The sequence below is a fragment of the Streptomyces sp. NPDC008313 genome (assembly GCF_042956125.1).
In the GTDB taxonomy this organism is placed as follows: domain Bacteria; phylum Actinomycetota; class Actinomycetes; order Streptomycetales; family Streptomycetaceae; genus Streptomyces.
The window spans coordinates 144,063-162,104 of the sequence record NZ_JBIBFR010000016.1 but is presented as its reverse complement, the minus strand read 5'-3'; the positions used below and the strand labels follow the sequence as shown (position 1 = coordinate 162,104).

Below are 18,042 nucleotides of genomic sequence, written 5' to 3'. Positions count from 1 at the left end.
TCCCAGCGCACGGCCCACACCGCGCAGGAGGTGACCGCGAATGGCTGACCGCCTCCTGACCGTGGCCGAGGCCGGCGAAATGCTCGGCACGGGCGAGCGCTTCGTCCGCCGCCTGATCACCGAGCGCCGCATCCGCTACGTGAAGCTCGGCCGCCCGGTCCGCATCCCCGAGAGCGCGATCACCGAGTACGTCGAGGCACGCACCGTCGAGCCGGTCCGCCGCATCCGTGCCCGCTACGGGAAGGCGGCCTGATGGCGGCACGCAAACCGCAGCGACGGCGCGAGTTCGGCACGGTACGCAAGCTTGCCTCCGGCCGATGGCAGGCCCGCTACCTCGGACCGGACGGCCAGCGGCACAAGGCATCGGAGACGTTCGAGACCAAGTCTGACGCCCAGGACTGGCTCAACCTCGTCCGCGCTGACATCGAGCGCAGCACATGGCGTGACCCGGACGCCGGAGCAGTCAACTTCGAGAAGTACACACTCCGTTGGCTGGAGGAACGCGGCCTGGCTCCCACCACCGTCGACCGCTACGACGGCCTGCTCCGCCTCCACATCCTGCCGACCTTCGGCGGCAAGAACCTGGACGAGATCACCCCGCCCTCCGTCCGCACATGGCGAGCCGAGCGTCTGAAAGCGACCGGCGCCACCACGGTCGCCAAGTCGTACCGCCTGCTGAAAGCCATCCTGCAGACGGCGGTCGACGACGACATGCTCCGCAGCAACCCGTGCCGTATCAAGGGCGCGGGCAAGGAGGAGGCCGACGAACGCCCCACCGCCACCATCGAGCAGGTCTTCGACCTCGCCGATGCCATGGGACCGCGCTGGCGTCTGATGGTCCTGCTCGGCGCCTTCGCCTCCCTCCGCCCGGAGGAACTGGCCGAACTCCGCCGTCACAGTGTCGATCTCGACGAATGCTCCCTGCGCGTGACACAGGCTTCGCCGGAGCTGACGAACGGTAGGCGCGTTACCGGCGACCCCAAGACCCGGGCGGGAAAGCGCACTGTCTACCTGCCCGACTTTCTGCTCGCGGAACTGCGTCGCCACCTTCAGTGGTTCGCCGAGAAGGAGCGGGACGGACTCCTCTTCATTGGGGAGAAGGGCGCTCCCTTCCGCCGCTCGACCTTCGGCCGCAAGTGGCGCAAGGCGAGGACCAAGGTCGGCATGCCGGACAACTTCCGCTTCTACGACCTCCGTCATACCGGCAACACCCTCGCTGCCGACACCGGCGCCAAGCTGAAGGACCTGATGGTCCGCGCAGGCCAGTCCTCCGAGCGCGCCCAGCTGATCTATCAGCACTCGACGGCGAAGCATCAGCGGAGGCTGGCACAGGGGATCGATACCGAGGTGCGTGCGCAACTCCGGGAAGCAGGCTCGGCTCAGCCGGGCTCTCGCGAGGCATGAGGCCCTCCAGCCCCACTCGTCGTGTCCGGTCCGCCGCCGGATACGACGTGCGCTGAGCTGCCGGTTTCGGCGAGAAGTGGCCCGCCTCGGGCAGCACAGCCCAACGCCGACGCCACTGACCAGCTAGATTTCTTGATTTCCTCCCTCATTTGAGGGAGGATTTCCGGAAGTCGAATGGGGTGCGTCGAGAGGCTGGGCATGACTGTCGTGCACGCGGAGGATCTTCCGGTCCGTAATCGGCTCGCCGAGCTGGGGCTGTCCGTGGAGGGAATCGAGAACGCCCTGCGTCGAGCCGAATCGGAGCGCAACTTCTGCACGCCGCTGGATCCGGTCTCGCTGCCCGGCAACATCTTCTGGGGCCGTACGATCCGCTTCCTGCGGGAGACGTACATTCCGGAGGGGTGGAACAGTGCCAGCCCCAGCAACGTTCCGCTGCTCGTGGCGCCCTCCGGCGGCTTCGCGATCACGGCTTCCAGCGGCAGCCCGGAGACCGGGTACGGAGCACTCTCGCCGTCCACCCGCTACCCGAAAGGCAACGCGGTGATGAAGCGAGTCGAGGCCAACCGGCAGCTGCTGCTGTTCGGGGAGCCCGAGGCGGAGCCCGGGCAGCAGGACGTCGGAGACGGCATCCCGACCTGGTTCCTGCTCTACCACCACTCGCAGACCGATCAGGGCACCCGACTCCACACGGAGCTGTCGTTCCCGAACGACACAGGCAGTCGTGGCAAGATCAGCAGCTGGCACGAGCGGATCATCCTGCCCTGGATCGACTTCGAGGGCTTCACTCCGTTCGCCGACGATGACGACCAGGGCGGCATTGATATCCCGATCGAGCGCCTGTCCTGACCACCCGCCCCTGCCCCTCTACTTGGCCCCTCTCATGACCACCGCATCCCGGCTAGTCCTGGCGCGCAAGCGTCGAGGGCTGACCGTCACCCGACTCGCCCAGATGGTTGGCCTGACGCCACGCAGGCTGTCCGACTTCGAGAGCGGACGGGCCACGCCCCGTCTGCCGGCGCTGGAGGCGATCGCTACAGCGTTGGAGTTCCCTCCCTCGTTCTTCACTGCCGAGGAGGTTGCCGAGCTGACGGTCGACTCGGTCAGCTTCCGTGCCCTGAGCAAGATGACCGCCTCGCAGCGGGACATCGCCCTCAGCTCCGGGCGACTGGCGCGCACCCTGCAGGACTGGATCGGTGCGCACTTCCGCCTGCCCGCTCCTGACATCCCCTCGCTGACGTCCTTTAGCCGCCTGGGCGTGGACGAAGACCAAATCCCCCACCCGGGGGAGGCTGCGGGCACCGATTGCCCGGCAGAGGAAGCTGCCACCCTGGTGCGCGCGCGCTGGGGGCTCGGGAACGCCCCGATCCCGAACGTGGTGCACCTGCTGGAGGCACACGGCGTCCGGCTCTTCTCCCTCTCGCGGGACTGCCCTGAAGTCGATGCGTTCTCCTTCTGGGACCGCGGGATCCCGTTCATCCTGCTGAGCACCGAGAAGACCGCGGAACGCGGCCGGTTCGACGCTGCCCACGAGCTCGGGCACCTCGTTCTGCACGGCGAGGAGCAGATGCCGCACGGTCCGCAGGCGGAGGCCGAGGCCCACAGGTTCGCGGCCGCGCTCCTGATGCCGCGAGCGGATGTCCTCGCCCACGCCCCGCATGGCGCGAGCACAGACTGGATCCTTCAGGCCAAGCGGCGCTGGAAGGTCGCAGCGATGGCCCTCGCACACCGTCTCCACGAACTGGGCCTGACCACCGAGTGGCAGTACCGCACCCACTGCGTCGAGCTCAGCCGCCTCGGCTACCGCAAATCGGAGCCACGCAGTGGCGTGGCCCGCGAGACCTCCCAGGTGCTGGGCAAGGTCTTCACCGCTCTTCGGAGCGAAGGCACCCGCCCCGCAGACGTGGCCCGCGACCTGCACCTTCGGCCTGCCGACCTCAATGACTTGATCTTCGGCCTAGTTGTCACTGCGCAGGACGGCGACGGGCAACCGCATCAGGGCATGAACGGTCGGCCGCAGCTATCCGTCGTCCGCTGACAAACCGCCGGGCTGCCGCCCCTCGGTGACACCCAGGGGCGGCAGCCCAACCAGGACGGTGATGCTTCATACCTCTTCCAGATCGAGGGCGGCTTCCTCGACTGCGAGGTACGTGTCTGTGGTCGCAGCCTCCAGGTATCCGTCCCGGGCGGGGATCGCCGGCTCGGGGCTGACATCGATGAGTTGCTCCCACGTCTGCTCGTCTCCTTCGGCAATGCCACGCCGAACAGCTGCGAGGTAGCCGCTCCTCTGCTCGGTCCTGAGGTGTTGCACCAGACTTCGAGCCTTGGCCACTTGCCGTGTGTATCGCGCGTCACTGACTTGCCGATCTACCTCGTTGACGATCCGACGAAGTGAATCCGGCAGCGCACGGACATCATGTTCTAGCGGCAATCCGCTTACGTAGGGCGTGTATTCGGGGCTCGTCCGGCGAACTTCCTCCGCGATGCGGCGTTCCATACCAGCGACTTCGCGGCATGCACCGTATAGCCGACGAGACATTCCGAGGACGAGGTCCGTTCCTGGAATCCTGCCGGTCAGCATGTCCAGGCCGTCCTGGTTGCGGATCGTCCCCTCAGCGGCATATCCACCGACTCGGCGGCGCAGATCATCCGTCGCTGAGTCGCGTTCCAACAGGCGCAAGGGGTCCGAGTGCTGCAGACCCTGTCTGGCCTCGGGTCTCCCGACGGGGGTGACTCGCAGTAGGGCCGGCGGCAGCGACGCCAGGGTGAAGTACGTCATCATGCGGGCACGCGCGAGTCCCAACAGCAACTCGTCGCTGTCCTGAGCCTGGTCGTCAGTACCGGCTCCGCTGTTGTCGGCACCATGGTCCTCGCTGTCCACGTCGATCACCATGAAGAGGCGTTGTTCAAGGCTTGTGCCGCACAGCACTTTGTGGTGTGGCGCGGGGAGCAGGGCACCCACGTCCAACTGTTTCGCCCCTTTCAGGCGGGAGGGCGTTCGTAGCCAGCGACCTCCCTTCGCCTCGACCAACCAGACTTCGGAATCTGCCGGATGTGTGCCGAACAGGTCGGGCAGGCTGCTGCTCTTTTCCCAACCCGGAGCGGCTCCGGGCGGTGCTGCGCTTTCCGCATGCGTCGTAGGGCCGAGCCCCATGAGTGTGCGGCAGGCCCATTCGGCCATCGTCATGCCAATGTGATAGCCGAACGCCGTACGGGTCGAGCTTTCCGTTCCGTGGGAGTAGACGGCGCTGGGGATGATCTTCCGTCCCGGCTGTGGCCCTTGATCTGTCTGCACGCTGTCGCGCACGAGGTACGCCGACAACGGATACCGCCGTGCCATGATCTCGCGACGGGCCAGCCGGGGTACGGAGGCGACCCAAGGAGTGATGTCGCGGCCGACTGTGGTGGTGGCGTCGAGCAGGGCTCGCCAGGTGGTGGTGACGAGATAGTCCCCGTCGGGAGGGACGCTGCTCGTTGCCGGCCAGGACTGCCGGGCCATCTCCACCTCTGTGCGCGAGGGACCTTTCGCGGGGTTCAAGGGGGAGCTGCGTCTGACGAATACCGGTACGTCGAAGGCATCGGGCGCAGACATCGTGATGTCGCTAGCCCCAGGCGGAGGAAGCATCCGCACACTCTGCCATCGGCTGGGACGCCGGCTGTCTCGGTCAGGCTCGTAAGGTCGGAGCGGAACGACCAAGGGGCAGCGTGCTCAAGCCTCGACAACTGCGGGTTTGCTGGAGCGACTTGTGCGCCATTTGCGCACGCTGTGACCCAGGTCACCGTAAAACGGTCTCAGGATTCGAGACGACTGAGCGTCGCAGTGGCCGAACTGTCGCCCATGGGGCGTGAGAGGGTCGCCTGACCTCCACTTAGGGCACGCGAAGGGCACGGAGCCCTCGAATTGGTCTAGACAACAAGCAAACCCCGGGCGGCTGACCTGGGGTTTCATTATGGAGCGGGTGACGAGAATCGAACTCGCGCTCTCAGCTTGGGAAGCTGATGTTCTACCATTAAACTACACCCGCGTACGACACCGATTGCCGGTGTTGGAAACGCGCGTTCACTCTACCTCATGCCTGACCCCCGGTGCCGTCGCCCGGGGGTCTTCGTGTGTTTGGGGGGCGTGGACGGGGCTGCGTCGGGCAGGAGTTGGGGCGTACGGTGTGAGGGCTCGGAGAGGGACCCGGGAGCGTTGCGGCGGGGGCTCGGGGCGGAGCGGAGTGCCGCCTGGAGGGTCGTTTCATTCGTCCCGTAATGTGGCTTTCGTCGTCCGCCGCGTCCGCGGGCGAAGGCTCTTGGGGAAGGGACTCTGAGGACTTGATGGAGCGCACCGTCGTCCGTTGTGCCGAGGGGCACGTGTTCAGCACCGCTTCGTTCCCGATGCAGAAGGCCGACCGGCTCGGGCCCGGCCGGCTCATCCGATGTCCACGCTGTGCCCGGCTTCGCCACGCGGTGCCGGTCACGCTCGAAGGGCAGAGGTAGCGAGGGCTCGTCGCCGGTGATCCTGGCGCGCGGGGCGGCGCGGTTGTCGTCGGCCCGCGCGCCTTGCGTATCCTCGGGACGTGCTTCTCTCAGACAAGGACATCCGGGCCGAGATCGCCGCCGGACGGGTACGGATCGATCCGTACGACGAATCCATGGTGCAGCCCTCGAGCATCGATGTGCGGCTCGACCGCTACTTCCGGGTGTTCGAGAATCACCGCTACCCCCATATCGACCCCTCCGTGGAGCAGGCGGACCTGACCCGTCTGGTCGAGCCCGAGGGGGACGAGCCGTTCATCCTGCACCCCGGTGAGTTCGTCCTCGCGTCGACCTACGAGGTCATCTCGCTCCCCGACGACCTGGCCTCCCGGCTGGAGGGCAAGAGCTCGCTCGGACGGCTCGGCCTCGTCACGCACTCCACCGCCGGGTTCATCGACCCCGGCTTCTCCGGGCACGTCACCCTCGAACTGTCCAACCTCGCCACCCTGCCGATCAAGCTCTGGCCGGGCATGAAGATCGGGCAGCTGTGCATGTTCCAGCTCAGCTCGCCCGCCGAGCACCCGTACGGCAGCGAGCGGTACGGATCGCGCTACCAGGGCCAGCGCGGGCCGACCGCCTCCCGGTCCTACCTCAATTTCCACCGGACCCAGGTCTGAGGACGCATGGCTGACAGCCCCGTACGCGAGAACCTGACCTACGAGCGGTTCGGCCAGGCCGTCCGCGAGCTGGCGCAGAGCGTCGCCGACGACGGGTACGAGCCCGACATCGTGCTGTCGATCGCGCGCGGCGGCGTCTTCGTCGCCGGCGGGCTCGCCTACGCCCTCGACTGCAAGAACCTCCACCTCGTGAACGTCGAGTTCTACACAGGTGTGGGGACGACCCTCGAGATGCCGGTCATGCTCGCCCCCGTCCCCAACGCCATCGACTTCACCGACAAGAAGGTCCTGATCGCCGACGACGTCGCCGACACCGGCAAGACGCTGAAGCTCGTGCGCGACTTCTGCCTCGACACCGTCGCCGAGGTCCGCAGCGCCGTCATCTATGAGAAGTCCCACTCGCTCGTGAAGTGCGAGTACGTATGGCGGCGCACCGACGAGTGGATCAACTTCCCGTGGAGTGTCGAACGGCCGGTCGTCCGCCGGTCCGGCCAGGTCCTCGACGCCTGACGGCCGTTCGCTCCTCGACGCCTGACGGCCTACGGGCCCCGACGCCTGACGGCCGTTCGACCCGCCGTGCCCGACCCGCACCCTGGATCAGCCCGCCCTCTCCGCCGGCGCCGTGGCCGCCAGCTGCGCCGCCGCCACCGATGTCGACAGGATCGCGCGGTGGGGCATGCCGAGCTCGGTGAGGCTCTCCTTGAGCGCGGAGACGAGGGAGTGGAAGCGGAGTGCCCTCCCCGGGTCGCAGAGGCGTTTCGCCGCGGCCTCGGGGACTCCCCAGACGGTCAGGGCGGCGGCAGGCTCGCCCTCGCCCACCAGCCGGGCCCCGTCCGTCAGCCAGACGCCCGCGTCGGGGACCGTCCGCTCCAGGATCTGGACCAGAGCCTCCCTCGACTGGCACTGCAGTGTGTCGAGCAGCGTGATGGCTCGCAGATATGAATCCGGGTGCGAGGACGAGAGATCGCGCGACGCGGCCACCCACTCCCAGTCGAAGGGCCGCCCCGCCTCCCCGAACGCCGACGCGTTCTCCGTCGCGGCTAGCAGCGGACGCAGGAAGAGCCCGGCGAACTGCTGCTCCGCCGGGGGCGCCTGGTCGAGGAGCAGCGTGGCCCTGGCCCGGGCGGGCGGATGGGTCGCCCCGCAGCGGACGAACAGCGCCCGCTCGGTCGCGTGGACGGCGACCATCGCGACCAGGGCGCCCAGCAGCGCGATGAACCCGTGCGCCGGTACCGGCGCCGCCACACCGGCGGCGTCCCGTTCGGACGCCCGTACCGTGGCCCGGTACGCCAGCATGTCGGCGTCGAGTTCCCTGCGCTGGTCGGCCGAGCACACGGGCAGGTGCTCGCCCGGTGAGAACGCGCTCGCGGGCGAGCTGTGACCCAGGGCGTGGTGGGCGATCTCATGGCCGATGACGAAGCGAGTCGCCTGCAGCGCCACGAGGCTGCCGACCTCGGTCTCCTGCGGGGACGTGTGCAGCCCCAGCTTGGCCGACAGCCCGTACACGCGCTGGTTGACGTTGTAGTAGCGCAGGAACGCGGTCAGTACGGCCGGGTCCTCCTCCCACGTGCCCCTGGTGGCCGAGCGGAATGCGCGCAGGCGTCCCGTGACCGGCCCCGCGGCGAGGCGTGCCAGTCCTCTGCCCGTGTACTGGCTGTACTGGCCGGCCAGTGACAGGACCGAGTCGGAGATCCTGACCAGCCCGGAGCGGTCGGCGAAGGGTGTCATGAGCGCGGACACGTCGTCCTGCGGTACCGCGCACACCTGGACGGAGTCCAGACGTTCCTGGGGGATGCCCTGCTCGCGCAGCGCCGACTTCACGTCGGCCGTCGTCAGTTCCAGCATCCCGACCATGGGGTTCGCGTACTGTCCGGCCCACTCGGTGCGCTGCCAGCCGGCCATTCCGGCGTCGAGTTCCGCGAGGGAGGCGTGGTCGCCGAGTTCCCGCAGCCGCTCGCGCATGTCCGCCAGCTGGTCCGCGCGGTTGATCTCCAGCGCGCGGCGCCTGCGCTGCGCCATCGTCTCGGGCGTCGGCTCCGCCATCGGCTCGCGTGTCGGCTCGGGCCCCGGCTCGTCGTGCATCACAGCGCCGGCGCGTTCACGCAGAACGTGCCGAGACCGACGCGCGCGACGAGCACGGCGAGGACACCGGCGGTCACGGGCTCCTCGCGGAGGTGCTGCAGCACCTCGTAGACGGCGGTGGCGTCCAGCAGCCGGTCGGAGCTCGTGGTGCCGAGCAGCCCCTGGATCTTCTCCTGGTGGCAGATCTTCCGCTGCAGTTCGCGGTGCTTGTTCTGGAACCACTGCCTGCCGAACCGGCGGTGGGCGTCCTCGTCCTCGGGTGAGAGGCCGAGGCCCTCGCCGAGGAGTTCGGCTCCCAGCAGCGCGTACAGCTCGTCGTCGGTCTTGTCCGCGTAGACGTCGAGGGTCATGAGTCACCGGTCTCTCGGGCGTTCGTCGGGCGTTCGTTCGGCGTTCGGGGGAGCGGTGGGCGGCTCGCACCCCCTGGCGCCCTCCGCGAACCGCCTTCGCCCTCACCGTCCCACCGCGGCCCTCGCCTGCCGATCGCCCGGCGGATGAGCCCCTGGACCCGTCGTGTCACCCGCCGGGTGAGGCACACCGGTGCTGAGCGGCGCGAACCCGGAACGGGGCCGGGCCGGGCGGATCCGCCGCTGTCAGCGCAGCAGGTGTTTGCGGACGTCCTCGGCGACCTGGACGCGGTTCGACATCCCGTACTTCCGGCAGACGTTCTTGAGGTGCGTCTTCACCGTGTTCGGACTGATGCCGAGCTGGGTCGCGATCTCCTGGTTGGCCAGCCCGCTCACCAGAAGGACGGCCACGCCCTGTTCGGCCTGGGTGAGCGAGAGGAAACGGCGTTCCGGTCCCTCGTCGACCCGCAGGGACATGTCGATGAGCTCGGACTGGGTGCGTTCGCAGATCCGTACGATGCGCCGGGCGTCCTCGGCGTCCTCGGCGTCCTGTGCGCGCCCGCCCGTCCGGGCGTCCTCGGCGCCCGCGCCCGTCCGGGTGTGCTCCGCGTCCGCCTCCGCCCCCGTGATGCCGGTCCGTCCGCCGTCCCGTTCGCCGGCGATCCCCTGCGCGATGCCCCGGATCTCGGCCAGCCGGTTCGCCAGGTACTCGACGACATGGTCAGAGGTGAGTGCCGCGGAGGCGGCGTCGTCCCCGGGGGGCAGCAGGAGAAGGGCGCGGGAGTCCTCCTCGGCCCTGTTCAGAACGCGTGCCAGGACACCGGCCAGCCATTCGAACGCGCGTACGGTGTTGTCGTCGAAGGCGCCCGGACGGTAGCTGTGCATCGACATCATCCCGAAGAGGCGCCCCCGGCGTTCGCCCTCGTAGCGGAACATCGGCACGGTGACCGCGTCGGCCGACCTGCGCTGGGTGTCCCCGAAGGAGATGCCCGCGTGGAGCACCGCTCCGTCGTCGTAGGCGTAGCGGTAGGTCTGCTGGTGCTTCAGGAGCCATGCCGTCTGGCCGTGGGGGCCGTAGGTGTGGGACACCGGGTCGTCGTAGGCGCCGCCCTCGTAGCCGTACGGGAAGCGGACGCGGTTGGCGCCGTGCAGCAGCCCTATGTAGAAGGAGTCGAACGCAGCCAGCTTCGCCGCGACGGCCCGTACGTAGTCGTAGAGCTCGTAGTGGTCGTGGGCGAACTGGTTCATGATCTTGTGGTGCGCCTCGCGGAGGAACGCGGCGGTCTGGGCGTCCACCCGGAGCGGAACCGGCTGCAACCTGTACCCCCTCGGCGAAACGGCGACGGGCCGGGCCTCTGGCCCGGCCCGTCGCTCCGATCTCGGTTACTCTGCGCGCCCGAGGACCTCTAGAACGTCCCCAGCTTGATGATCGACAGGATGGCGACCAGCTGGATCGCCGACGCACCCAGGGCCTTCGGCCACGGGAGGTCGTGCGAGCGGGAGACCATCAGGGTGAGCAGGGCGCCCGCGGCGAGCCAGGTGGCCCAGCCGAGGAGCTGGACGAAGGACGCGTCGCCGCCCGCGAACATGGCCACGAGCAGACGCGGGGTGTCGGTGAGGGACATGATCAGCATGGAGAGGCCGACCGTCGGCTGCCAGGCCCCGTCGCCGCCGAGCTGGCGGGCCAGGGTGTGGGTGACCACGCCGAGGATGAACGTGCTGATGACGATCGCGACGGCGGTGGTGAGCACGATCGGGACCGCGTTCGAGAGGGTCGCGTTGATCGCGTCCTCGCGGGCCCCGTCGAAGCCGAAGACGGCGAGGAGGCCGTAGAGGAACGTCACGATGAGGGCCGGGGCCCACATCGCGTGGTCGCGCATCTGGAGGAAGGTCGGGTCGGGGCGTACGACGATGCCCCTCAGCAGGGCCTTCCAGTGCAGCCGGGGCCCGACCGGCGGTGCGGACGCCTGACCGGCGCGGTAGGTGCCGCCCTGCGTGTAGTCGCCCTGCGCGTAAGGGTCCTGGGTGTACTGGCCCTGGCCCTGGTGGTACGGGTCCTGGGGGTAGCCGTTCTCGTCGATCGAGAACGCCTGCGTGTGCCCCGGGTTGTTGGCCGCGTACGGGTCCGGGGTCTGCGGGAGGCCGCCGCCCGGGTGACCGGGCCCGCCGCCGTCGCCGAAGTACTCCGGCTCGCCGTGGGCCCCGTGCCCGCCGTTCGCCTGCGGCCAGCCGCCCTGCTGCTGCCCGCCGGGCCCGCCGCCGTACGGCTGCTGACCCACGGGGGGATAGCCGTACGACGGGCCCTGCGGAGCCGGCCGGCCCTGGGGGGCCGGCGGGCCCTGCTGTCCGTACGGCTGCTGCCGCGGGTGTTGTTGCGGTCGCGCTTGCGGGGCCCGGTTGTCCCGGCCGCGTCCGATCCTGAATCCAGCCACGTATTCGAACGTACCTGGTCCCGCAGAGTGACGTGCCGCACCCGGGAGATCGGACCCCCCTTTGCTGCCGAGCTGTGACATCCCCTAGGGGGGTGTCACAGCGGGGCTCAGTGGCTGCTCAGGGTTCCCCCGTAGCCCAGGGCGCTCGCCGGGGAGGGCAGGCCCATCTGGGACGGGGTGATGGTGTACGAGTGGACGGCGGAGGCCGCGCGGAAGATCCAGACGCCGCCCGACTTCGCGTTCTCGCCCGGGGAGCCGACCGCCAGGTCCATCGAGCCGTCGTGGTCGAAGTCACTCACCGTCGCCGCCCCGCCGAAGGCGTCGCCCGCCTCGGCGATGCCCATGACGTGCGTCGTGTCCTGGTTGTACGCGACCGAGCGGGCCCTCCCGGACGCGTCCGCGAGGCCGCTCGCGGTCCCGAACAGCACCGTCACGGCCCCCGCCTTCGACACGGTGCCGATGGCCTCGCCGGGGGCGCCCGCGACCAGGTCGTCGCGGCCGTCGCCGTCGATGTCCCGGACGGCCAGGGCGGCGCCGAACCGGTCGCCGGTCTCGGCCACGCCCGGTACGCCGGCCGTGTCCTGGTTCAGCGTCTGCTCCCGCCCGCCGAACCAGCCTTCCGGGCCGCCGTACTCGATGTGGACGCCGCCGCCCTTCGCGGTCGCCTCGGGGCCGCAGGGGTCGTCGATGTTCTCGTCGGCGATCTCCCGGCACTCGCCGAGCACGAGGTCGTCGTGGCCGTCGCCGTCGAAGTCACCGGCGGCGAGGGCGGAGACACCGGAGTTGTCCGTGTTCCAGATGTTGGCCAGCACGGACTCCGTGGCGTCCCAGGACCACAGGCGCACGTGGGACTGGGTGAAGGGGTCGTCGACCGTCCAGTACCCGGTCGCCAGGTCCGCCGTCCCGTCGTCGTCGAAGTCACCGGTCGTCATGACGGGGGCGCGCCCGCCCATGCTTCCGGTGAACACCGTGCTCAGCACGCCCGCGGAGGTACGCAGCACGACCTTGTCGGTCGCGCCGACCGCCAGGTCCGTCTTCGCGTCGCCGGTCAGGTCGGCGGCGGCCAGGGACTTGCCGTACGCGGCGGAGGCGGAGGGGCCGTTGACGGCGGTGAAGCCGGTGCCGAAGCCCCCGGCGCCGCCCCGCAGCACGGCGACCGTCCCCGCGTCCGTACCGGCCCCGTCGACATCCTCGCCGGGGCCGCCGATCACCAGGTCCGCCGTGCCGTCGCCGTCCGCGTCGGCCACGGCGACGGCGGCGCCGAAGCGGTCGCCCGGCTCCGGGGTGCCGGGGACACCGGCGGTGGACTGGGTGACGCGGACGCTGCCGAGCGAGCCGACGCCGTTCGGGCCGCCCCAGACGACGTTCACGTAACCGGCCTTGGCGTCGCCGCCGACGCTCGCGTCCGGGACGCCGACGGCGAGGTCCGGGTAGCCGTCGCCGTTCAGGTCGCTGGTGATCGCCTCGGGTGCGCTCGCGGGAGCGGCGGAGGCGGTGGGGGCGAGGGCCAGTCCGGCGGTGGCCGCGGCGGCGACGGCGGTGGCTATCGCGGTCACGGTGGCCGAGGTGGCGTATGTCCGGATGCGCACGGGGGCTCCTGGGGGTCGAGTTGCTCGGTCGCGGGAGAGACGCGGACGGGTGGGGCACTTCTGAGACCACTGGGGGGCGCGTTCGGTTGTGCGGCGGTGGTACGGGTGTTGCGGCGGCGTTGCCCGCCCGTTCACCTCTGTTCGGCGCCCAGTTCGCACCAGACGTACTTGCCCCCGGTCCCGTTGACCCGGAACCAGCCCCAGTCGTCCGCGTAGGCCTGTACGAGGTGCAGTCCGCGCCCGCCCTCACCGTCCCCCGGCGGCGGCCCCGCGGCGGGCGGCGCGGGGTCCGTGTCCCAGGCCCCGATCCGGAACGAGGCCCCCGACTGCCGCACCTTGAGCGCGGCGGGCCCGCCGGTGTGCCGGATGGCGTTCCCCAGTAACTCCGGGGCGAGCAGCTCCGCCGGTTCGATGAGGGACGGGACGTGATGGGTGGTCAGGATGTCCCGCGGAGCGCGACGGCACACACCGACGGCTCGGGGGTCGTGGGGGATGTAGAGCGTGTACTCCCAGGGCATGGGGGCTCCCGGTGCGGTGCGGTGCGGTGCGGTGAGGGGATGGGGTGGGGCACTCCGCCGGTGCGGTGGCTCTGACGCGCCCGCCATGGCATGACGGCGCGGTGCGCTTCCACTCCGGTGAGTGGGCGGTACGTGACTGACGGTAGGGGTGGTGTATCACCCCGGTCAAGCCGGACTGGAATACTCGTACTTCCAACTGCCGGAAGGAAAGGACGACATGCCGGCAAGGAGCGTCGTCACCGCACGCCAGCAGCGGCTTGGCGCGGAGTTGCGGAAGCTACGTGAGCGGGCCGGCCTGACGGCTCGTGAGGCGGCCCGGGTCATGGGCATCGCCGAAAGCAAGATCTCCATGACGGAGGCAGGCCGGGTGGGGGTGAGCGAGGAGCGCATTCGGTACTTCGCCGGGGAGTACGCCTGCGACGACAGCGTCTACGTCGATGCCCTCGTCGCCATGGGGAAGGACCAGTCGCGGGGCTGGTGGACGGACTACCGCGACGCACTGCCGCCGGGATTCCTGGATCTGGCCGAACTGGAGCACTACGCCACCTCCCTGAGGTCCTTCGAGAACGTGTACATCCCAGGGTTGCTGCAGATCGAGGAGCAGGTGCGTGCGATGTACGCGGCCTCTGTCGCGGCGGTCTCGGACGAGCAGATGGCCCTGCGCACCGAATTCCGGCTCCGAAGGCAGGAGATCCTGGACACGATCGCGTACGACGTCGTGATCCATGAAGCCGCTCTCCGGGTCAGGATCGCTGACCGCACAGTCGCGAAGCGGCAGTTGACGCACATCCTGGAGCAGTCGGACCGCCCCGGCGTCTCGGTGCGAGTCGTGCCGTTCGACATCGACGGGTTCATCCGGATCGGCAACCCGATGCTGCTCGTCGGCGGTGCGGTGAAGCAGTTGGACACCGTCCTCCTGGACAGCGCACACGGTGGTCTCCTGCTGGACGCCGAAGCGCAACTCGGGCGGTACCGGAGGATGCTCGGCGAGGTGGAGAGGGCCGCGTTGGGAACCGTAGAGTCGAGAGACTTCATTCGTCGAGTGGCTCAACAAATCTGAGAGGTTCTCTATGTCAGCGGTCACCGATTGGCAGAAGTCGTCATTCTCCGGCAACGAGGATGCCCCCAACTGCATCGAGGTCGCCGCATCCGAAAGCGTTCTGTGGCTCCGCGAGAGCGACGAGCCCGGCGTGGTGCTCTCGGCCACCCGGCCGGGGCTCGGGGCGCTCATACGTCATGTACGCCGCCCGGCGGGGAAGTGACCGTCCAGGGACTGTCGGCGGAACAGGCCGCGGACACGGGACGGGCCCGCCCCCCGGCGGGGGCGGGCCCGGCGTGTGAGGCGGTCAGTCGGCGAAGTTGACGCCGAAGAGAGGCGTTCCGGTGGTCGAGACGCCCGAGGTGCTGGGCGAGATCGTGCGCGCGCCGGAGGTGGTGATCTCCGTGCCGTCGGACGGCATGTAGAGGACCGAGCCGTTGCCGGAGTTCTCGTACGAACCGGCCAGCAGGTCGGCCTTGCCGTCACCGTTGACGTCGTCCAGCTTGACCTCGGCGCCGAGCGCGTCGTTGGTCTCGTCGGTGCCGGGGACGCCCGCCGTGCTCTGGGCGAAGAACTGGGCACCGGAGGACGTCCGCACGCCGGCCGAGGAGCCGTACAGGACCGTGAGGGAACCGGCGTCGTCGACGCCGCCCAGGTCCTCGCCCGCGGAGCCGACGATCAGGTCCTGGTAACCGTCACCGTTGACGTCGCCCAGGTCCAGCTCGTAGCCGAAGAAGTCGTCCTCCTCCGAGGAACCGGGGACGCCGCTGGTCTCCTGGGTGATGCCCGCGGTCTGCGCGGGGCCGCTCGCCGAGCCGTAGGTGACGTGCACCTCGCCGCCGAGTGCGGAGTCGGGGACGGTCGTGCCGTCCTCGAGCGTCTCCTTGTTCCAGTACGCGCCCGAGACGACGTCGCCGAACCCGTCGCCGTTGACGTCACCGATCGCGGTGATGACACCGGGCTTGAGGGCCTGCGCCGACGCCACGCTCAGGCCGCTCGCGGTGCCCGGGAGCCAGTAGTTGGTGTTCCAGCCGTAGTCCGTCTCGGTCTCGTAGCCGTCGACCACGAGGTCGGTCATGTGGTCGCCGTTGACGTCGCCGGCCGTCAGGTTCATCGGGCCGCGCGCGTCACCGCCCGACTGGATCGCGGGCTTGACCGTGGAGCGGCCGCCGACCGCCGTGCCGGTCGTGCTGATGCCGCCCTTGTAGACGTAGATGGTGCTGGAGGAACTGCCGACGGCCAGGTCGTCGCGGCCGTCGCCGTCGAAGTCGCCGGCCGCCAGGTTCTTGCCCCAGAAGTCGTGCCCGGACACGGACGGGTCCGGGATCGTGACGGCCTTGCCGGTGAGGCCCGAGGCCGAGCCCCACATGACGGCGAGGGTGCCGCCGTTGACGTCGGTGCCGACCTTCTCGTCCGGAGCGGAGACGGCGAGGTCGTCGTAACCGTCGCCGTTGAAGTCTGCGTAGGCGGTCTCCGCGCCGAAGGCGTCACCGGCCTCGGCGGTGCCGGGGACACCGGAGCTGTTCTGGCTGAACACGGAGCGCTTGGCGGACGAGACGCCGGTGGACGTGCCGTAGAGGGCGACGACCTGGCCGGCGGCCTTGTGACCGCTGACGTAGGAACCGGAGGCGGAGAAGGCGACGTCGCCGATGCCGTCGCCGTTGAAGTCGGCCTGCGGCACGGTGGCCGAGTCAGCGGCCACCGCGCTCACGGCGGTGAAGGTCAGCAGACCGCCCGTCAGCGTGGCCGCGGCGGCCGTCGCGAGGGCGATTCGCAGGTGCTTGTGCATGCGGGATTCTCCTGCGGCATGCGGGGGCGCCCTCGAGGGGCGCCCACTGTCAATGGGGTGCGTACCTCCGCGTTTGCCCGGAGTTGGTCCAGGGTTCGCGGTGCGGTAGGCGAACAGGAGACCGACGGAGGGGCCTGAGGGTTGTACGTGAGTTCGGAAAAGTTCTGTGGTTTCTGTGATTCCTGGAACCCCGGGGCCGGAAACCGGCTCCGGGGCTCGTCAGCGGGATCATCGCAGCCGCAGGGGCACGCCGATGTCGTCCGGGGTGAACAACCGCGCCTTCCTCGCGTCGAACCCGGCGTCCGTCCCCCGGAGCACCAGATAGGCACCCTTCCGCTTCTCGTACAGCGGGCCGAAGACGACCGCGTCCGCGTGGCCGTCGCCGTTCACGTCGAGGAGCGGGGGCCGGTGGGCGAAGGCGTTCCAGTGGTACGGGTTCGGGGTGCCCGGCAGCCCGTCGGTCTCCGTGTCGACCGACTGCTCCCCCTCGGCCGACGGGACGCCGTCACCGCCGCCCGGCAGGAGCGTGACCTTCCCGTCGTGCCGCCGGAAGTCCGGCGTGTTGACCACGACGTCCGGCCGCCGGTCGCCGTTGACGTCGCCGACGGCCGGGGACGATCCGAAGTCGACGCGGCGCCTGTCGCCCGCGTCGTCGCCGATCACGGTCTCGGCGCGGCCCGTGCCCAGGCCCGACTTGGCGCCGTACAGGATGGTCAGCGCGCCGCCGGTGCCCGGCATGTCGGCGGGGGCGACGGCGAGCCGGGTGGGCAGCAGCAGATCGTCGGTGCCGTCTCCGTCCGCGTCGCCGGCCGCCGGGACGCGCGGGCCGTCCTGGGTCGACAGGATCCGGGCGACGCGGTCCTCCAGGCCGGTGGTGTCCCGGACGAGGCCCTGCCCGCCGCCTTCGTAGAGGCCGACCGCGTGCAGGCCGTCGGGCGCCGACTCGTCCTCCTCCGCGTCGAAGGAGTAGGTGAGGACGGCCTCGGCGCGGCCGTCTCCGTCGAAGTCGCCGGTCACGGCCGCGTTGGGAGAGGCGTATCCGTCCTGGCCCAGGTCGAGTCGTGCGTCCCGCCGGGCCGTGCCCGCGCGGTCGAAGGGGCCGTACCGGAGCGAGCCGCCGGTGGCGGGACCGGTGGCGGAGGGGGAGCCGGTGCCGCCCCGGCCGCCGTCGAGCAGGTCCACGGAGCCGTCGCCGTCGAAGTCGGCGGCGGCCAGGGGACGGAACCCCGGCGGCAGGTCGAGGAGACGGGGCGCACCGAGTCCGCGCGCGCCGCCGAACAGCGCGAACGTCCGTGCGTCGGCGAGTCCCTTGCCGCGGCTGCCCACCAGGTCGGTGAACCCGTCCCCGTCGAGGTCGGCCCGCAGCGGCCCGGACAGGAGGATCTGTCCTGCGGGCATCCGGACCCGCTTGACCCAGGCCGTGTTGAGGCCCTGGCGCGAACCGGAGACCACGACCAGGGTCTGGGCCTGCCGCCCGCCGTCCTTCGACCGGGAGTCCACGACGTCCACGAGGTCGTCGTAGCCGTCGCCGTTGAAGTCGCCGGGCGCGGGGTCGTCGGAGGCTCGGCCCGGGGAGGGCCGGGCGTCGGCGGGCCGGTCCTGTGACCCGCCCTCCGACTGGCATCCGGTGACCGCCAGCAGCAGGACGGCACAGCAGGACATGGTCGTACGCGGGCGCATCAGGCCCCTTCCGCTACGAGGAACTCC

Annotated in this window: 17 protein-coding genes and 1 tRNA gene; 8 read left to right on the top strand and 10 right to left on the bottom strand. The window is 70.1% G+C overall.

What is annotated here, in order from left to right; all coding sequences use genetic code 11:
- Nucleotides 1–40 precede the first annotated feature (40 nt).
- The 4 genes from ACFY93_RS22670 (at nucleotide 41) to ACFY93_RS22655 (ending at nucleotide 3,439) form a co-directional block, all read left to right on the top strand.
- Nucleotides 41–253, top strand: coding sequence for a helix-turn-helix domain-containing protein (locus ACFY93_RS22670; protein WP_319070283.1), 213 nt, complete (start codon nucleotides 41–43; stop codon nucleotides 251–253).
- Nucleotides 253–1,404, top strand: coding sequence for a site-specific integrase (locus ACFY93_RS22665; RefSeq protein ID WP_319070284.1), 1,152 nt, complete (start codon nucleotides 253–255; stop codon nucleotides 1,402–1,404). Before ACFY93_RS22670 ends, ACFY93_RS22665 begins: the two co-directional genes overlap by 1 nt.
- A gap of 198 nt (nucleotides 1,405–1,602) precedes the next feature.
- Nucleotides 1,603–2,250: a hypothetical protein gene (locus ACFY93_RS22660; protein ID WP_319070285.1), complete on the top strand. Its 648-nt coding sequence runs from the start codon at nucleotides 1,603–1,605 to the stop codon at nucleotides 2,248–2,250.
- Between the two features lie 34 nt (nucleotides 2,251–2,284).
- Nucleotides 2,285–3,439: an XRE family transcriptional regulator gene (locus tag ACFY93_RS22655; RefSeq protein ID WP_319070286.1), complete on the top strand. Its 1,155-nt coding sequence runs from the start codon at nucleotides 2,285–2,287 to the stop codon at nucleotides 3,437–3,439.
- 66 nt (nucleotides 3,440–3,505) lie between these two features.
- On the opposite strand, the gene ACFY93_RS22650 is transcribed toward ACFY93_RS22655, so the two are convergent.
- Nucleotides 3,506–4,900 (bottom strand): hypothetical protein, encoded by a 1,395-nt coding sequence (locus ACFY93_RS22650; protein ID WP_319070287.1) that lies wholly within the window; start codon nucleotides 4,898–4,900, stop codon nucleotides 3,506–3,508.
- Between the two features lie 452 nt (nucleotides 4,901–5,352).
- Nucleotides 5,353–5,426 (bottom strand) — tRNA-Gly (locus ACFY93_RS22645).
- A 537-nt stretch (nucleotides 5,427–5,963) separates the two neighbouring features.
- Between ACFY93_RS22645 and dcd the strand changes: the two genes are divergently transcribed.
- Nucleotides 5,964–6,539: a dCTP deaminase gene (gene dcd, locus ACFY93_RS22640; protein WP_391361907.1), complete on the top strand. Its 576-nt coding sequence runs from the start codon at nucleotides 5,964–5,966 to the stop codon at nucleotides 6,537–6,539.
- Nucleotides 6,540–6,545: 6 nt separating this feature from the next.
- Entirely contained in the window at nucleotides 6,546–7,049 is a 504-nt protein-coding gene (locus ACFY93_RS22635) for a phosphoribosyltransferase family protein (RefSeq protein WP_391361905.1), read from the top strand.
- An 87-nt stretch (nucleotides 7,050–7,136) separates the two neighbouring features.
- Here the strand turns inward: ACFY93_RS22635 and ACFY93_RS22630 are convergent, their stop codons facing one another.
- The 6 genes from ACFY93_RS22630 to ACFY93_RS22605 form a co-directional block, all read right to left on the bottom strand.
- The gene (locus ACFY93_RS22630) at nucleotides 7,137–8,582 is read right to left on the bottom strand and encodes a hypothetical protein (protein ID WP_391361902.1); all 1,446 of its coding nucleotides are present in this window, start codon (nucleotides 8,580–8,582) and stop codon (nucleotides 7,137–7,139) included.
- Between the two features lie 38 nt (nucleotides 8,583–8,620).
- On the bottom strand, nucleotides 8,621–8,971 hold the full coding sequence (locus ACFY93_RS22625; RefSeq protein ID WP_391361899.1) for a hypothetical protein: 351 nt from the start codon (nucleotides 8,969–8,971) through the stop codon (nucleotides 8,621–8,623).
- Between the two features lie 243 nt (nucleotides 8,972–9,214).
- Nucleotides 9,215–10,264, bottom strand: a complete 1,050-nt coding sequence (locus tag ACFY93_RS22620) for a LuxR C-terminal-related transcriptional regulator (RefSeq protein WP_391361897.1) — start codon at nucleotides 10,262–10,264, stop codon at nucleotides 9,215–9,217.
- 110 nt (nucleotides 10,265–10,374) lie between these two features.
- Nucleotides 10,375–11,481: a YIP1 family protein gene (locus tag ACFY93_RS22615; protein ID WP_391361895.1), complete on the bottom strand. Its 1,107-nt coding sequence runs from the start codon at nucleotides 11,479–11,481 to the stop codon at nucleotides 10,375–10,377.
- A 26-nt stretch (nucleotides 11,482–11,507) separates the two neighbouring features.
- Complete coding sequence (locus ACFY93_RS22610; RefSeq protein WP_391361893.1) at nucleotides 11,508–12,989, bottom strand: FG-GAP-like repeat-containing protein; 1,482 nt, start codon at nucleotides 12,987–12,989, stop codon at nucleotides 11,508–11,510.
- A gap of 131 nt (nucleotides 12,990–13,120) precedes the next feature.
- Nucleotides 13,121–13,507, bottom strand: a complete 387-nt coding sequence (locus ACFY93_RS22605; protein ID WP_391361890.1) for an ATP-binding protein — start codon at nucleotides 13,505–13,507, stop codon at nucleotides 13,121–13,123.
- A gap of 217 nt (nucleotides 13,508–13,724) precedes the next feature.
- Between ACFY93_RS22605 and ACFY93_RS22600 the strand changes: the two genes are divergently transcribed.
- On the top strand, nucleotides 13,725–14,567 hold the full coding sequence (locus tag ACFY93_RS22600) for a Scr1 family TA system antitoxin-like transcriptional regulator (protein WP_391361887.1): 843 nt from the start codon (nucleotides 13,725–13,727) through the stop codon (nucleotides 14,565–14,567).
- 10 nt (nucleotides 14,568–14,577) lie between these two features.
- Nucleotides 14,578–14,769, top strand: coding sequence for a DUF397 domain-containing protein (locus ACFY93_RS22595; protein ID WP_391361884.1), 192 nt, complete (start codon nucleotides 14,578–14,580; stop codon nucleotides 14,767–14,769).
- An 84-nt stretch (nucleotides 14,770–14,853) separates the two neighbouring features.
- On the opposite strand, the gene ACFY93_RS22590 is transcribed toward ACFY93_RS22595, so the two are convergent.
- Both ACFY93_RS22590 and ACFY93_RS22585 read right to left on the bottom strand, forming a co-directional pair.
- Nucleotides 14,854–16,335 (bottom strand): FG-GAP-like repeat-containing protein, encoded by a 1,482-nt coding sequence (locus tag ACFY93_RS22590; protein ID WP_391361881.1) that lies wholly within the window; start codon nucleotides 16,333–16,335, stop codon nucleotides 14,854–14,856.
- Between the two features lie 228 nt (nucleotides 16,336–16,563).
- Nucleotides 16,564–18,015, bottom strand: coding sequence for an FG-GAP and VCBS repeat-containing protein (locus ACFY93_RS22585; RefSeq protein ID WP_391361879.1), 1,452 nt, complete (start codon nucleotides 18,013–18,015; stop codon nucleotides 16,564–16,566).
- Between the last annotated feature and the right edge of the window lie 27 nt (nucleotides 18,016–18,042).

Bases quoted from the DNA above. Each gene is read 5' to 3' on its own strand.
- ACFY93_RS22625 (WP_391361899.1), bottom strand. From the start codon at position 8,971: ATGACCCTCGACGTCTACGCGGACAAGACCGACGACGAGCTGTACGCG.
- ACFY93_RS22590 (WP_391361881.1), bottom strand. From the start codon at position 16,335: ATGCACAAGCACCTGCGAATCGCCCTCGCGACGGCCGCCGCGGCCACG.
- ACFY93_RS22595 (WP_391361884.1), top strand. From the start codon at position 14,578: ATGTCAGCGGTCACCGATTGGCAGAAGTCGTCATTCTCCGGCAACGAG.
- ACFY93_RS22600 (WP_391361887.1), top strand. From the start codon at position 13,725: ATGCCGGCAAGGAGCGTCGTCACCGCACGCCAGCAGCGGCTTGGCGCG.
- ACFY93_RS22655 (WP_319070286.1), top strand. From the start codon at position 2,285: ATGACCACCGCATCCCGGCTAGTCCTGGCGCGCAAGCGTCGAGGGCTG.
- ACFY93_RS22665 (WP_319070284.1), top strand. From the start codon at position 253: ATGGCGGCACGCAAACCGCAGCGACGGCGCGAGTTCGGCACGGTACGC.
- ACFY93_RS22615 (WP_391361895.1), bottom strand. From the start codon at position 11,481: ATGTCACAGCTCGGCAGCAAAGGGGGGTCCGATCTCCCGGGTGCGGCA.
- ACFY93_RS22630 (WP_391361902.1), bottom strand. From the start codon at position 8,582: ATGGCGGAGCCGACGCCCGAGACGATGGCGCAGCGCAGGCGCCGCGCG.
- ACFY93_RS22635 (WP_391361905.1), top strand. From the start codon at position 6,546: ATGGCTGACAGCCCCGTACGCGAGAACCTGACCTACGAGCGGTTCGGC.
- ACFY93_RS22670 (WP_319070283.1), top strand. From the start codon at position 41: ATGGCTGACCGCCTCCTGACCGTGGCCGAGGCCGGCGAAATGCTCGGC.
- ACFY93_RS22660 (WP_319070285.1), top strand. From the start codon at position 1,603: ATGACTGTCGTGCACGCGGAGGATCTTCCGGTCCGTAATCGGCTCGCC.
- ACFY93_RS22585 (WP_391361879.1), bottom strand. From the start codon at position 18,015: ATGCGCCCGCGTACGACCATGTCCTGCTGTGCCGTCCTGCTGCTGGCG.
- ACFY93_RS22650 (WP_319070287.1), bottom strand. From the start codon at position 4,900: ATGGCCCGGCAGTCCTGGCCGGCAACGAGCAGCGTCCCTCCCGACGGG.
- ACFY93_RS22605 (WP_391361890.1), bottom strand. From the start codon at position 13,507: ATGCCCTGGGAGTACACGCTCTACATCCCCCACGACCCCCGAGCCGTC.